Origin of the sequence: Rhizobium sp. Root491 (assembly GCF_001427205.1) — a bacterium.
Lineage (GTDB): Bacteria > Pseudomonadota > Alphaproteobacteria > Rhizobiales > Rhizobiaceae > Agrobacterium > Agrobacterium tumefaciens.
On record NZ_LMFF01000016.1, the window covers coordinates 67,324 to 81,782 of the forward strand.

Annotated in this window: 16 protein-coding genes; 5 read left to right on the forward strand and 11 right to left on the reverse strand. The window is 59.0% G+C overall.

Annotated features, from left to right (window positions below; translation table 11 throughout):
- Positions 1-51: 51 nt before the first annotated feature.
- A complete protein-coding gene (locus ASD46_RS18810; RefSeq protein WP_003515287.1) occupies positions 52-378 on the forward strand; it encodes an RcnB family protein in 327 nt (108 codons plus the stop codon).
- Positions 379-446: 68 nt separating this feature from the next.
- On the opposite strand, the gene gndA is transcribed toward ASD46_RS18810, so the two are convergent.
- The 5 genes from gndA to ccoG form a co-directional block, all read right to left on the reverse strand.
- On the reverse strand, positions 447-1,877 hold the full coding sequence (gene gndA, locus ASD46_RS18815; protein WP_003515289.1) for an NADP-dependent phosphogluconate dehydrogenase: 1,431 nt from the start codon (positions 1,875-1,877) through the stop codon (positions 447-449).
- Positions 1,878-2,035: 158 nt separating this feature from the next.
- On the reverse strand, positions 2,036-2,194 hold the full coding sequence (gene ccoS / locus ASD46_RS18820) for a cbb3-type cytochrome oxidase assembly protein CcoS (RefSeq protein ID WP_003515291.1): 159 nt from the start codon (positions 2,192-2,194) through the stop codon (positions 2,036-2,038).
- A complete protein-coding gene (locus ASD46_RS18825) occupies positions 2,191-4,482 on the reverse strand; it encodes a cation-translocating P-type ATPase (protein ID WP_025593472.1) in 2,292 nt (763 codons plus the stop codon). Before ASD46_RS18825 ends, ccoS begins: the two co-directional genes overlap by 4 nt.
- Positions 4,479-4,979: a FixH family protein gene (locus tag ASD46_RS18830; protein ID WP_035198265.1), complete on the reverse strand. Its 501-nt coding sequence runs from the start codon at positions 4,977-4,979 to the stop codon at positions 4,479-4,481. Before ASD46_RS18830 ends, ASD46_RS18825 begins: the two co-directional genes overlap by 4 nt.
- Positions 4,976-6,559 (reverse strand): cytochrome c oxidase accessory protein CcoG, encoded by a 1,584-nt coding sequence (gene ccoG, locus ASD46_RS18835; protein WP_025593474.1) that lies wholly within the window; start codon positions 6,557-6,559, stop codon positions 4,976-4,978. Before ccoG ends, ASD46_RS18830 begins: the two co-directional genes overlap by 4 nt.
- Positions 6,560-6,678: 119 nt before the next feature.
- Here ccoG and ASD46_RS18840 point away from each other — a divergent pair, with 119 nt between their 5' ends.
- Both ASD46_RS18840 and ASD46_RS18845 read left to right on the forward strand, forming a co-directional pair.
- Positions 6,679-7,083: an SRPBCC family protein gene (locus ASD46_RS18840; protein ID WP_025593476.1), complete on the forward strand. Its 405-nt coding sequence runs from the start codon at positions 6,679-6,681 to the stop codon at positions 7,081-7,083.
- A gap of 11 nt (positions 7,084-7,094) precedes the next feature.
- A complete protein-coding gene (locus ASD46_RS18845; protein ID WP_025593478.1) occupies positions 7,095-7,451 on the forward strand; it encodes a VOC family protein in 357 nt (118 codons plus the stop codon).
- 48 nt (positions 7,452-7,499) lie between these two features.
- Here the strand turns inward: ASD46_RS18845 and ccoP are convergent, their stop codons facing one another.
- The 5 genes from ccoP to cobU form a co-directional block, all read right to left on the reverse strand.
- A complete protein-coding gene (gene ccoP, locus ASD46_RS18850) occupies positions 7,500-8,363 on the reverse strand; it encodes a cytochrome-c oxidase, cbb3-type subunit III (protein WP_025593480.1) in 864 nt (287 codons plus the stop codon).
- Between the two features lie 3 nt (positions 8,364-8,366).
- Positions 8,367-8,519: a CcoQ/FixQ family Cbb3-type cytochrome c oxidase assembly chaperone gene (locus tag ASD46_RS18855; RefSeq protein WP_003502810.1), complete on the reverse strand. Its 153-nt coding sequence runs from the start codon at positions 8,517-8,519 to the stop codon at positions 8,367-8,369.
- 12 nt (positions 8,520-8,531) lie between these two features.
- On the reverse strand, positions 8,532-9,263 hold the full coding sequence (ccoO, locus tag ASD46_RS18860; RefSeq protein ID WP_003515307.1) for a cytochrome-c oxidase, cbb3-type subunit II: 732 nt from the start codon (positions 9,261-9,263) through the stop codon (positions 8,532-8,534).
- Positions 9,264-9,273: 10 nt separating this feature from the next.
- On the reverse strand, positions 9,274-10,896 hold the full coding sequence (gene ccoN, locus ASD46_RS18865; RefSeq protein WP_025593482.1) for a cytochrome-c oxidase, cbb3-type subunit I: 1,623 nt from the start codon (positions 10,894-10,896) through the stop codon (positions 9,274-9,276).
- A gap of 243 nt (positions 10,897-11,139) precedes the next feature.
- Positions 11,140-11,661, reverse strand: coding sequence for a bifunctional adenosylcobinamide kinase/adenosylcobinamide-phosphate guanylyltransferase (gene cobU / locus ASD46_RS18870; RefSeq protein WP_025593484.1), 522 nt, complete (start codon positions 11,659-11,661; stop codon positions 11,140-11,142).
- Positions 11,662-12,167: 506 nt separating this feature from the next.
- Here cobU and ASD46_RS18875 point away from each other — a divergent pair.
- Complete coding sequence (locus ASD46_RS18875) at positions 12,168-12,860, forward strand: DUF599 domain-containing protein (protein ID WP_013636176.1); 693 nt, start codon at positions 12,168-12,170, stop codon at positions 12,858-12,860.
- 69 nt (positions 12,861-12,929) lie between these two features.
- Positions 12,930-13,895: a heparan-alpha-glucosaminide N-acetyltransferase gene (locus tag ASD46_RS18880; RefSeq protein ID WP_025593486.1), complete on the forward strand. Its 966-nt coding sequence runs from the start codon at positions 12,930-12,932 to the stop codon at positions 13,893-13,895.
- Positions 13,896-14,053: 158 nt separating this feature from the next.
- Here the strand turns inward: ASD46_RS18880 and ASD46_RS18885 are convergent, their stop codons facing one another.
- Positions 14,054-14,440 (reverse strand): MerR family transcriptional regulator, encoded by a 387-nt coding sequence (locus tag ASD46_RS18885; RefSeq protein ID WP_003515319.1) that lies wholly within the window; start codon positions 14,438-14,440, stop codon positions 14,054-14,056.
- Between the last annotated feature and the right edge of the window lie 19 nt (positions 14,441-14,459).

The following is a 14,459-nucleotide window of genomic DNA, read 5'->3' on the forward strand; positions in this document are numbered from 1 at the left end:
TCATTCGTTTATTCGTAAGTTCTCCTTATCGAAACACGAGAGGAAACATTCATGAAAAAGTTCGTCACCATTCTTCTGGCTGCAACTGTTCTTGCTGCTCCAATGGCCCAGGCACAAAGCCGCCACGACGATCGTCATCGCGGTGTAACCGTCGAGCGTCACACGACCACCAAAAAGGTCATCGTCAAGAAGCACCGTTGGGATCGCGGTCAGCGCCTCTCCCCGGCAGAGCGTCGTCATTTCGTCGACCGCCGCGACTATCGCCGTTACCGTCTGGCAGAGCCGCGTCGCGACCAGCGCTGGGTACGCGTCGACAACCAGTTCCTGCTCATCAACGCCGTCACCGGCCTGATCGTCGGCCTTTCTGCGGCACGCTGAGTAAATCGACGGATGATATGAAAAAGGCCCGCTTGCGCGGGCCTTTTGTCGTTTATCGTTATAGCCGATCAGAAAATGTCGGCGCCGCTGCCCCACGGGCCATGCGGCTTGTCGACACCGTCGGTGCGTTCGAAGCCATGCGCCCCGAAGAAATCGCGCTGCGCCTGAATAAGGTTTGCGCTGCCGCGGGCGCGACGATAGGCGTCGAAATAACCAAGCGCGGAAGCGAGTGCCGAAACCGGCAGACCGGAGAGAACCGCGTAGGAAACGACACGGCGCAGGGCGGCGTCGGTGTCCTTGACGATGCCGGAGAAGGCAGGCGTCACGATGAGGTTGGCCACATGCGGATCCTTGGTGAAGGCCGAGGTGATCTCATCGAGGAATTCTGAGCGGATGATGCAGCCGGCGCGCCAGATGCGGGCGATCGTCGGCATCGGCAGGTTCCAGTTGAACTCCTTCGATGCGGCCGACATGACGGCAAAGCCCTGTGCGTAAGCACCGACCTTGGCGGCCAGAAGCGCGCTTTCCAGATCGGCGATAAAGGCCTTTTTGTCAGCCGGTGCAGCTGCAACGGTCGGCAGGCCGAAGATCTTCTCGGCAGCTTCGCGCTCGTCCTTCTGCGACGACAGGATACGGGCAGCCACGGCGGCCTCGATGGCAGTTGCGGCGACGCCCATGTTCTGCGCCTCGATAACCGACCACTTGCCTGTGCCCTTCTGGCCGGCCTTGTCGAGGATCAGATCGACCATCGGCTTGCCGGTGATCGGATCGGCAGCGCGCAGAACCTTCTCGGTGATTTCGATCAGGTAGGAGTTGAGACGGCCCTTGTTCCATTCACCGAATACATCGGCGATTTCAGACGCACTCATCTTCAGGCCGTCACGCAGGATGCCGTAGATTTCGGCGATCATCTGCATGTCGGCATATTCGATGCCGTTATGGATCGTCTTGACGAAATGACCGGCACCGTCGTTGCCGAGCCATGCCACGCACGGATCGTCATTATACTTGGCGGAAATGGAGGTCAGAACCTTCTCGACGCGCTTCCAGCTATCTTCGGTACCGCCGACCATGATCGACGGTCCGTGACGCGCACCTTCTTCACCGCCGGAAACGCCCATACCGATAAAGGTCAGACCGCTATCCTTCAGATTGTCGAAACGGCGGATCGTATCGCGGAAATTCGCATTGCCGGCGTCGATCATGATGTCGCCGTTCGAGAGATGCGGCTTCAGGATTTCCATCTGCTGGTCAACCGGATCGCCGGCCTTGATCATGATAATGATCGGGCGCGGAGGACGAATGGCGGCGACGAATTCCTCGATGGTTTCGCAAGGGATCAACTGCCCCTGCAAGTCCCCAGCCTCGGCGTAGAATTTTTTCGTCGCTTCAGGGGTTCGGTTGAATACGGCAATCTTGTTGCCCTTTTCCGCGATGTTCAACGCCAGGTTCGAGCCCATGACGCCGAGACCGATCAAACCGATTTCTGCCTGTTCCACGGATGTGCCTCCATCTTGCTTTTAGGTGGTCGTGTTGTGGCACTGTAATGAACAAACGGCAAGGCTAGGGGCGACTGAAACGATTAAATTTTGATGACGCAAATCAGCTTTGCATATTTGCGACAGGTCGGGGGAAGGTCGTAACCAACGCGCCTCCCCTAGGAAGGTCGTGGCCGGTCGTCGCCATCGTCCAGCGCTCGCCAGGCAGCGCCGTCCATATCCTCATATTGCCCTGATCGCACCGACCAGAGGAAGGCGAAAAGCCCGAGCGCTCCGAGAAACAGGGCGACGGGGATGAGATAGATCAACATGTTCATGCCGGTTGCGCCCCCTCGCCCGCAAATCCGGTCGGCACGCTCTGTTGCGCAGAAACGGCTTCAGCCGTTCCGGCAAGACGCAGCGCATTTGCAACAACGATGAGCGACGATGTCGACATGGCGATGGCCGCGATCATCGGCGTCGCATAACCGGCAATCGCAATCGGCACGGCAATAACATTGTAGCCGATGGCAAGCGCGAAGTTCTGCCGGATAAGCCGTCCGGCCCGCCGCGATGTCTCGATGGCGACAGGAACGGCATCCAGATTCTCGTGCATGAACACGAAGTCGGCGGCCTGCCGGCCGATATCGGCAGCGGTTGCCGGTGCCATGGAAACATGTGCTGCAGCCAGCGCCGGCGCATCATTGATACCGTCGCCCACCATCAGAACCTTGCGTCCCTCGCCTGCCAGCGCCGCACAGCGCCCCGCCTTGTCTTTCGGCGACAGGTCCGCGTTCCATTTCGCAATGCCCAGACGCTGCGCCATGGCCTTCACGGCCGGTACCCGGTCACCGGACACGATTTCCAGCACCAGTCCTCGCGCAGAAAGGCTGCGCAGTGCCTGTACGGCGCCAGGACGCGGATTGTCCTCGAAACCGAAACTCGCCAGATACCCGCCGTCAAGCGAAAGCACCACTTCCGATCGCGCGTCGCCGTTTTCCATTTGCGATTCATCCGGGCAGGCAAAACGGCGGTTGCCAAGCCGGTAGGTTCCCGCCGGCGTGAGAGCCTCAACACCGGAACCGGGAATTTCACGCACTGCTTCGTAGACCGGTAAAATCCCGCCATAGGCTGCATGCAGGGCTTTGGACAGCGGATGGCGTGAATGGGCGGCAAGGCCAGCCGCAACCGCCATCGTGGCGGGGTTCACATCGCCGGTTTCCACCAGTCGCGGCTTCCCGACCGTCAGGGTGCCTGTCTTGTCGAACAGAACGGTGTCGATTTCGGCCAGTCGCTCCATCGCCGAGCCTTCCTTGACCATGATGCCATGACGAAAGAGCCGGCCTGCCGCCACAACCTGCACCACCGGAACAGCAAGGCCAAGCGCACAGGGGCAGGTGATGATGAGAACCGCAATCGCGATCAGCATCGCCTGCTTCCAGTCACCGCCCAAAACGCCCCAACCGAGAAATGTCATGAGAGCAAGGAGATGTACGACGGGCGAATAATAGCTCGCGGCACGGTCGGCAATCCGCCGATAGCGCGCCCGCCCCCCTTCCGCCGCCTCCATCAGCCCGATCACTTCCGACAGAAACGAATCCTTTGCCGATGCGGTCACCCGCGCGGCGAGCGAACCGGTGAGATTGAGCGTGCCTGCCTGAAGCAGATCACTCGCCTCCACCCGACGCGGCGCGCTTTCGCCGTTGACAATGGACATGTCGAGATCGCTGCTTCCGCTAATGACCATCGCATCCACCGCCACGCGGTCACCGGCAGCAATCGCAATCGTCATACCGGGTAGCACATCGCCAAGCGGGCGATATTCCCGCGTTCCGTCCTCACCGATAACGGTTGCGCCGCGTGGTGAAAGCCGGGCCAGGCCCGCAATGGCCGAGCGCGCCCTGTCACGCATGATATGGTCAAGCGTGCGGCCGATCAGCAGGAAGAACAACAGCGACACGGTCGCGTCAAACCACGCATGTTCGCCATGATGAATCGTCTCCCACAGCGAGATTGCGTAGGATAGCGTGATGGCGAGCGCGATCGGCACATCCATATTGGTGCGCCCGTGCTTCAGCGCATTCCAGGCCGACTGATAGAAGAACCGGCCGCCATAGATCAGCGCCGGCGCGGCAATCATCGCCGAAATCCAGTGGAACATGTCACGCGTCGCGGCATCGGCCCCGGACCAGACGGACACGGACAGCAGCATGATATTGGCGGAAGCAAAACCGCACAGCGCCACCGCCCTGATCAGTTGCGAGCGTAACACGTCCGAAGCATCCTGTCCGCTCGCGAAAAGATGCGTCCGGTATCCGGTTGCAAGGATTGCCCGGGCAAGTTCGGCGGGATCTGTCCTGATGCCATCGACATCCTCTTTCCAGACAATCGCCACCCGTTTGGAGGACAGGTTCACGCGCGCCTGCTCCACCTGGCGGAGACGGCGCAGCGCGGTTTCGATGGTGGTGATGCAGGCGCCGCAATAAACGCCGGGCACGCTGAGATCTGTCTGGCGCAGCCCCTGCCCCAGATCGCGGCTTGCCAGCATCAGCTCCTCTGATGATGGTGGGTTGACCGGTTCTCCGAGTTGAAGCGATCCTTCTGTTCCCGGTGCACAGCAGCTCATTGACGCCCCCTGATCACCGCGATCCGCGTGCCTTCATGCACGATGATCCTGCCGTCTTTTACGGCAGTGACCTCGACGATCCATTGGCCGGGCAGCATGTCATGCGGGCCGGTGAAGACCCCGGTAGACACCGGGGTCAGCTCCATGTCGAAATTCTGGTGCTCGCCGACCGGCCGGCGAAAACGCGCCGTTACGGTATCCGTATCCACAGGGCCGGTATCTGGATGAAACACCTCGTAGCGCACGGTCTTTTCATCCACCACCAGCCTGCCCTTGATGCCGGTCGCGGCCCTTGCCTTGGCGGCCTCGGCCTTGGCGTTGAACTGCTGGCTGGCAACATAGGTATTGGGCACCACCAGCCCGCTCCAGCTGGTGACAGCGTTCCAGGCCATCACCATGTTGACGGTGATGACGATGCCGAAAAACATCACCATAACACCCAGCATATGCCAGCCGGTGAAAATGAAACCGGACGTCTGGCGATTGGTCGTTGTCATTTTTTCACTCCCGGAGCGTTGAAGACGGCGTCGTAACGGGCCGTCTCATGGCCGCCCGTATCGCTGACGATGAATTCGAAATTTTCAGCAGCCCGTGCGACGTGACTGCCCGGCAGGGTGACGAACACCTTCAGCGTTGTCGCCTCGTCCGGTTCCACCATCACCTCGAAGCTGCGAGAGGCTGCATCCGGCACGCCGTTTATCTTCATCACCGCACTTGGAATGCCCTCTATCGTCAGGCTCATTAGGCGCGGTTGCGGCACCATGTTGAGGATGCGAACGGTATAGCCGTTGCGGATCGAGCCGTTCGATTCCAGCACATATTGCGGGTTGCGGTCGTGCAGCACGTTAAGAGCCAGCCGCTCGCGCGTCACCAGAGCCAACAGCAAGCCGATGCCGACTGCACCCCATATTGCCGTGTAAAGAAGCGTGCGCGGGCGAAAGACGATGCGCCAGTCGAAATGGCGAATGCTGTTTTTGAACCCGCCGTCCTCGTTGCGCACATTCGCAGGCCGGATTGCGTGCTGGCCGTTGCCGGTCGCAAGCGCCATGTTGGACTGGTATTCGGACAGCGTCGCATAGGCGATCAGCCCGCGTGGCTTACCAATCTTGTCCATCACCCCATCGCAGGCATCGATACAGAGCGCGCAGGTGATACATTCCAGCTGCTGCCCGTCCCTGATGTCGATGCCCATGGGACAGACTGCGACACAAGCATTGCAATCGACGCAATCGCCAACGCTCTCCCCTGTGGCCGCAGCCTTTTTGGCGTGCCTCGTGCGAGGTTCACCGCGCCAGTCATTATAGGTCACGACCAGCGAGTTCTCATCCAGCATCGCCGCCTGAATGCGCGGCCAGGGACACATATAGGTACAGACCTGCTCCCGCATCAGCCCGCCGAAAACATAGGTCGTCGCGGTGAGTATCGCGACGGTCGTATAGGCGATCGTCGGTGCCTGCCCCGTCATGAACTCTCTCGCCAGCGTCGGTGCATCGGCAAAATAGAAGATCCATGCCCCGCCGGTCAGAACGCCGATCACCAGCCAGATTGCGTGTTTCATCACCCGCTTGCGCAGCTTGCCGAACGTGAAAGGTGCTGCATCGAGCTTCATGCGGGCATTCCTGTCGCCCTCGATCGCCCGCTCGACGACCAGAAACAGGTCCACCCAGACGGTTTGCGGACAGGTATAACCACACCACGCGCGTCCCACGGCGGAGGTGATGAGAAACAACCCCAGACCCGCCATGACCAGCAATCCCGCGACGAAAAAGAACTCCTGCGGCCAGATTTCGATGAAGAAGAAATAAAAGCGCCGGTTGGCAATATCGATCAGCACCGCCTGGTCGGGCGCATAGGGACCGCGATCCCAGCGCAGAAACGGCGTCAGATAATAAATGCCGAGCGTGAGGAGCATGACCAGCCACTTGAACCGCCGGAACCGGCCCTCCGCGCGCTTCGGGAAAATTTTCTTGCGCGCTTCATAAAGGGGTTTACGCGTTTTTGCGGAATTGACGGCCTCCGCTTCCAGCCTTTCGACGGGCTGTTGCGGGCGGTCCTGTCCGACGGGATAGATGTTCATGATTGCAGTCCGTTTTTATCTCCTTGCTTTCTCCCATCTCACCGGCGAAACATCCTTGACTTACATCAAGCGCGGACAAAGTGGCGCAGCCTGCGGCCTGCATTAACAGGGAGGATGAGATGCCAGTCATGCAGTCAAAAATCATTCATCTGTCGGTGGAAAAACCATGGAGCCATGTCTTTGATTTCGCCTCCGACCCGCAAAACATGCCGCACTGGGCCGCCGGTCTAGCAGGCGGTCTTAAACCAGACTGCGAGGACTGGATCGCCGATGGCGGCCCGTTGGGTGAGGTCCGCGTCAATTTCGCGCCCTTAAACGAATTCGGCGTGATAGACCACGTCGTGACATTACCGGATGGCATGAAGGTGTATAACGCGCTGCGGGTAACACCGAATGGCAGCGGTGCCGAAGTCAGCTTTACCCTGCTTCGCCTGCCGGACATGACGGACGAGGATTTCGAACGGGATGCGGAGATGGTCCGGGTCGATCTGGAAACACTGAAGTCGCTGCTCGAAACGGATTGAAGGATAAAACGATGACCACGAATACGAATGACCTGCGCATCGACTATGTCGAATTCAACGTCGCCGATATCGAGCGCAGCAAGGAATTTTACGGCGGCGCTTTCGGCTGGTCCTTTAAGGATTACGGCCCGCAATATTGCGAGTTTTCCGACGGCCGGCTGACCGGCGGGTTCACCACCACGGCACCTGTGTCAGCCAAGGGTGGACCGCTTGTCATTCTTTACGCCGCCGATATCGAGAATGCGCACCGGCGTGTCGAGGCAGCCGGTGGCCAGATCAGCGTCGCCATATTCACCTTTCCCGGCGGACGCCGTTTTCATTTCACCGATCCGGATGGATACGAACTGGCCGTCTGGTCTGATCGATAAGAAAAAGGGCCGCATCGAGCGGCCCTTTCCATTTGTTGGCTGTGACATTCACTCGCCACCGCCCAGCGAGTGCACGAAGATCGCAAGCTGCTTGACCGTGGTATCACCAAGCCGTTCACCCCAGGCGGGCATGACCCCGTGTTTTGGTGACCGTATCTGCGCAACGATCCCCTGCTCCCCATTGGCCTTCAGCCAGATCGCGTCGGCCAGGTTGGGCGCTCCGAACTCGCGGTTGCCCTTGGCGTTCTCACCGTGGCACGAGGCGCAATTGTCGGCGAAAATCTGTTTACCGGGTTCTACGAGTGCCGGGTTGGAAGGCGTTCCTGTCAGGCTGACCACATAGGCGGCGACCTCGCGGATTTCCTCGGAGTTGAGGATATCGCCGAAGGCCGGCATTTCCGACAGGCGCGTATCGGGATCGTCGGCAAAACGAATGCCGTGCTTTACCGTCGTATAGATATCCTCGACACTGCCTCCCCACATCCAATCGTCGTCGTTGAGGTTGGGATATCCCTGCCCGCCTTCCGCACCCGAACCGTGACACTGGATGCAATTGACCTTGAAGGCGGCGGCACCGCCGGAAAGGGCAAATTGCCTTAGCGTCGGATCGGCCTCAATCTCGGCGAGCGAGGAACTGGCGATTCTGTCGGAATAGACGCTCTGCGCCTGTCTGGCGTCCGCCATATCGGCGGCGATCTCAGAACGGCTGCTCCAGCCGAGCAAGCCTTGCGTTGCGCCATTGATCAGCGGCCATGCCGGATAGGCGATGGTGTAGCCGATGGCCCAGAGGATCGTGAAGTAGAAGGTCCAGACCCACCAGCGCGGCATCGGATTGTTAAGCTCGCGAATACCGTCCCATTCATGGCCGGTGGTTTCGACGCCGCTGATGTCATCAATGTGTTTTTCGGACATATCCTAGTCCTCCTTAAGCGGAATGCTGGCGGCGTCGTCCGCAGCTTTTTTCGATCCGGGACGAAGGGTGAAAACGACGACGCCGGCGAAGAACAGGGTCATGGCAAGCAGGCCCCAGCTATCGGCGAAGTGGCGCATGGCCGTGTAGGTTTCCATCGTGTCGCCTCCTCACCGATATCCGGCGGCATCGTCATAGGTCGAGAAATCGACCAGCGTGCCGAGCATCTGCAGATAGGCAACCAGCGCATCCATTTCGGTAAGCTTGGCTGGATCGCCATCGAAATCGCCGACTTTCGCCTTCGGATAGCGCGCCAGAAGCTCGGTCGTATCGGCGTTCGGATCGGCCTGCGCGTGAAGATCAGCCGCTGATTTCTCGATCATCTCGTCGCTATAGGGCACGCCAACGGCGCGGTTAGCCTTCAGCTCCATCGAGATATCCGTAATCTTCAACGGCGTGGTTTTGAGGAACGCGTAGGACGGCATGATCGATTCCGGCACGACGGAGCGCGGATCGGCCAGATGCTGCACGTGCCATTCATTCGAATAGCGGTCGCCCACGCGTGCGAGGTCCGGCCCCGTGCGCTTGGAACCCCACTGGAACGGGTGGTCGTACATGGATTCCGCCGCCAGGCTGTAATGCCCGTAACGCTCCACCTCGTCGCGGAACGGCCGGATCATCTGGCTGTGGCAGACATAACATCCCTCGCGGATGTAGATGTTGCGCCCGGCCAGTTCCAGCGGCGAGTAGGGCCGCATGCCCTCCACCTTCTCGATGGTATTTTCGAGATAGAAAAGCGGCGCGATTTCCACGATACCGCCGATCGAGACGACGAGCAGCGAACCGACCAGAAGCAGAGTGGCGTTGCGTTCGATGACGCCGTGTTTGTCGAGTATGGACATCGGCCCCTCCTTATTCAGCGGGCTGCAGCGAAGGTGCGGCGTCATTGCGGACGCCCTCCTCGCGTTGATGACCGAGGATGGTCATCGTGACGTTGTAGGCCATGATCAGCGCGCCACTGAGGAACATCAGGCCACCCAGCGCACGCATCACGTAATAGGGGAACAGCGCTGCGACCGATTCCGCGAAGGAATAGACGAGGAAACCCTGCGTATCGTATTCGCGCCACATCAAGGCCTGCTGGATGCCGGCCACCCACATCACCGCGGCGTAGATGACGATGCCGATCGTGGCGAGCCAGAAGTGCCAGTTGACCAGTTGCAGGCTGTAGAGACGATCCCTGCCCCACAGTTTCGGCGTCAGATAATAGATGGCACCGAAGGTGATCATGCCGTTCCAGCCGAGAGCGCCGGAATGCACGTGGCCGATGGTCCAGTCGGTATAGTGGCTAAGCGAGTTGACGGCCTTGATCGACATCATCGGACCCTCGAAGGTCGCCATGCCGTAGAAGGCCACCGCCATTACCATCATACGAACGATGGGATCGGTGCGGATCTTGTCCCATGCGCCCGATAGCGTCATCAGGCCATTGATCATGCCACCCCAGGACGGCATCCACAGCATGATCGAGAACACCATGCCGAGCGTCTGCGCCCAGTCCGGCAACGCCGTATAGTGCAGATGGTGCGGACCGGCCCAGATATACATGAAGATCAAAGCCCAGAAGTGGATGATCGACAGGCGGTAGGAATAGACCGGGCGGTTCACCTGCTTGGGAATGAAATAATACATCATGCCGAGGAAGCCGGCGGTGAGGAAAAAGCCGACGGCGTTATGGCCGTACCACCATTGCGTCAGCGCATCCTGCACGCCCGAGAAAGCGGAGTAGCTCTTGACGCCGAGGAACGACACCGGAATGGCGAGGTTGTTGACGATATGCAGCATGGCGATCGTCACGATGAAGCTCAGATAGAACCAGTTTGCCACATAGATATGCGGCTCCTTGCGCGTGAGGATCGTGCCGAGAAATGCAAGGAGATAGGCGACCCAGACGATCGTCAGCCAGATATCGACATACCATTCCGGCTCGGCATACTCACGGCCCTGCGTGATACCAAGCAGATAGCCAGTGGCAGCCATGACGATGAAGAGGTTGTAGCCCCAGAACACGAACCAGCCGAGATTGCCGCCGAACAGGCGTGCGCGACAGGTTCTCTGCACCACGTAAAATGACGTGGCAATCAGCGCATTTCCCCCGAAAGCGAAGATCACCGCGGAGGTGTGCAGCGGCCGCATCCGGCCGAAATTGAAATAGGGCGCGATGTTGAGATCGGGAAAGGCAAGCTGAAGCGCCACCACGACCCCGACCAGAAACCCGACCACGCCCCAGAACACGGTAGCGACGACGCCGTATTTCACGACCTCATCGAAATATTCGGATTTCAGCCGGGCGCGCGCGGCCTGATCGACAGGCGCGAAAGAAACACGGCGCAGCAGAAGCACCGTGCTGACCAGAAGCGTAAAGAACAGCACCCACATATGGGCGGCGAAAAGACTGTCGTGAGCGAAAGCAGCCCCGAGCAGCGCGAGAAAAGCCCCAAGGGCCACGATCGCGGTTTCTAACGTGTAATTCATTGTTGGTTTCCCCCAACGTGCAAGCAGACCGACGAAAGGCTTGGCGCGCGCTTTACGAAGCGGAAACGGGCCTTTGCGTCGGTTGGAGCATTGCCACCGGCGTGGGGAAGCCACCTTGATCCAGATCAAGAAAGAGAAGCTGTCGCAGCACCGGCAAAACCGATCCGGGATTTGGCGATAAAAAGTACATAGAAACTGAAAGAACGGACGCCGACGCGCGACACCGGCTTTATAGGGCTTGCGTCAGCCCTTCATTTTCAGCGGCAGCCCGGCTGCGACGAAATAGACTTCATCGACGATGGCCGCGACGCGCTGGTGTAACCTTCCGGCGTGATCGCGGAATTCGCGCGCCATGCGGTTTTCCGGCACGATGCCAAGGCCGACCTCGTTAGAGACGAGAATCAGTTTCGCCTTGGTGGACGCGATTGCCGCTGCCAGCGTGGCGAACGCCGTCTCGATATCGGCGTTCTCCATCATCAGATTGGTGAGCCACAATGTCAGGCAGTCGATCAGGATGACATTGTCCGGCGCATCCAGCCGTGCGAGCACGGCAGCGATATCAACGGGCGCCTCGTGTGTCGTCCACTCCTCGCCGCGCCGGGCCTGATGATGGTCGATGCGATCGCGCATCTCGTCATCCCATGCCCGGCCGGTGGCCAGATAATGCAGGCGCCCGTCGGCTTTGCCCGCAAGGTCCTCGGCAAAACGGGACTTGCCGGAGCGCGCGCCGCCTAGAATGAAAACGGAGCGGTTTTTATCTGTCATGAAGAACCTGGAAGAAAAGAATAAGACGGACCGGCATCATTGCGGTGTCGCAAGCCAGAGACAGCCGTACATGAAGGGAACGATTCGTAGAAAAAGGCGTCCCCCGGTTATTCACGCCGGACTGCCGATGATACCGGGTCGGAGACGACAAAACCTGTCCGCACGATGCGGGACATATGACAGCCTTGGCAACTCCGGATGCCGGAAACACCGGTCCTGACAAAAAGCTAGGTGCGAACGGTCATTCTGTCAATCGGCGAGCGGTGTCTACAAAAAATCAAGCGGAACCGGTACGCAAAACCTTGACCCGGAACCGGCAGACCTTTCCGTCCGCGACGGGATTGATAAAGCCACTTGGTTACCGGAACGTTAGCAGAAAACGAAATGACGAAGCTGCAACGCGGCGGGAGAATGTTCGCCGATGGAGGCCGCTGCCATTGCCTTGCCATGGCCTTCAAATCAATATGGCCGCGAAGATTCGCAAACAGCAAGGTGACCTGCCCGTGATGACCGTCATGGACTATATCTCGATCGTCGTCTTTATCGTGTTATGGGCCACCTATACCCACCTCACGACGGGAACGACGCTGTTTTCGCGAACCAGCCTCAATCAGGCGATGGCGGAGCGCCGGCGCGACTGGATTTACAATTCTCTCAAACGCGACTTGAAGATGATCGACACGCAGATCATGGCGGGTTTGCAGAATGGTACCGCTTTTTTCGCGTCTACCTCGATCTTTGCCATCGGCGGCTGCTTTGCTCTTCTGGGGGCGACAGATCGGGTCGAAACCGTGTTTCGCGACCTGCCCTTCGTGCAGTATGCCGGGCGCACGGCCTTCGAACTGAAGGTCATGGGGCTAACCTGCCTTTTCGGCTACTCGTTTTTCAAGTTCGGCTGGTCCTACCGCCTGTTCAATTATTGCACGATCCTGTTCGGTGCCATACCCATGGTCCATGATGTCAACGCGGATCGCGACGCTGCCGAGCGTGCCGCTGAAAACGTCATAAAGATGAACATCATCGCTGCTAAGAACTTCAATGATGGGCTGCGGACGATCTTCCTGTCGATCGGTTATCTCGGCTGGTTCATCAGCCCCTATGTCTTCATCGCAAGCACGGTCATCATCATAGTGGCGCTGTTGCGCCGCCAGTTCTTCTCCGAGGCACGCCGCGCCATCATGGACAGGCCCGGGCCTTGAAATAGCCTTACTTCACGGGCCAAGCCCTTGAGTAGACAACGGCTTCAGACAGCTGAAACAGCGGGAATTATGGAAACAGAAACAGCTGCAATCGACACCCGCCGCAAAGGCCGCATGGGCGGTCTCGATACACTGCGCGGGCTGGCGCTCATCGCCATGGCGTCTTACCACTTCACATGGAATCTGGAGTATTTCGGCTATCTGGAGCCGGGTACGGCAACCACCGGCCTGTGGAAGCTTTATGCGCGCGCCATTGCAAGCTCGTTCCTGTTCCTCGCCGGTTTCAGCCTGTTTCTCGCCCATGGCAAAGCCATAGACTGGCCGTCCTTCGGCAAGCGTTTTGCAATGGTGGCGGGCTCGGCGCTGCTCATCACCATCGCTACCTATGTCGCCTTTCCGGATAGCTTCATCTTTTTCGGAATCCTGCACAACATAGCCGCTGCAAGCCTTGTCGGGCTGCTGTTCCTGCGGGCACCCCCGCTGGTGACGCTGCTTTTCGCGGCTCTTGCCTTTGCGCTGCCGCAATACGTCCAGTCGGATTTTTTCAACAGCAAATGGCTGGCATGGGTCGGTTTCTCCACCATGCCGCCGCGCTCGAACGATTATGTGCCGCTGTTGCCGTGGCTCGCGCCCTTTCTTGCCGGACTTGCGGTTTCGCAATTCGTCACACCGCGCAGCTGGCTGGACCGTTTTCGCAACCCAAGCTCCCCCCGCAATCTGATAGCAACAGCGGGCCGTCACAGCCTTGCCTTTTACCTCATTCATCAGCCGGCGCTGATTGGCCTCGTCTACGCGGTATCACTTGTGGCACCGCCTCCCCCTGTCGACCAGGTGGAGCTTTACAAATCGAGCTGTGAAAAAAGCTGCGTCCAGCAGGCTAACGGGCAGGAACTGTGCCAACGTTTCTGCGGCTGCACGCTTGAAAAGCTGCAGGCAGAAAGCCTGTTTGACATCATGATGGAAGGCAAGCTCAGCGCGGAGCAGCAGACGAAGGTCAGCGACGTGGCGCAACAGTGCACGGTTGAGGCGCAATAAAGAACGACACACGCCCAATCTACGCTCTGCGTCACCTCGGGCTTGACCCGAGGATTTATCCACGTCGCGTAAAATCAAAAGCATGACGAAGTGAGAGGTTTTCCTCTCCGTGTGAAATCTAGTGCCATCACATCAAGCGCGACGGCGGGAAACCTGCATCAGGTCCCTACGCCGATTTCGGCAAGGCGCGTCAGGCAGGCCTCTTCGACATTGTCGAGTTCAGCCAGCGTCTCTTCGATATCCTTGCGCTTTTGCCTGAGATCGGCGCGCTTCTCATCGACCTTCTTCATCAGAAGCACAAGCTGGCCTGATTCGCCCGGCGGCTCCTTGTAGACGTGAATGATCTCGCGAATTTCTGCGATCGTGAAACCGATACGGCGGCCGCGCAGGATTTCCTGAATGAGACGCCGATCCGCCGACCTGAAAAGCCTCGTACGCCCGCGTCGCTCAGGGTGAATGAGGCCCTCATCCTCGTAAAATCGCAAGGTGCGGGTGGAAACACCGAATTCGCGCGTCAGTTCGGTTATGCTATAATACTTGTCCAAGGGCCTATCCGATTCATAA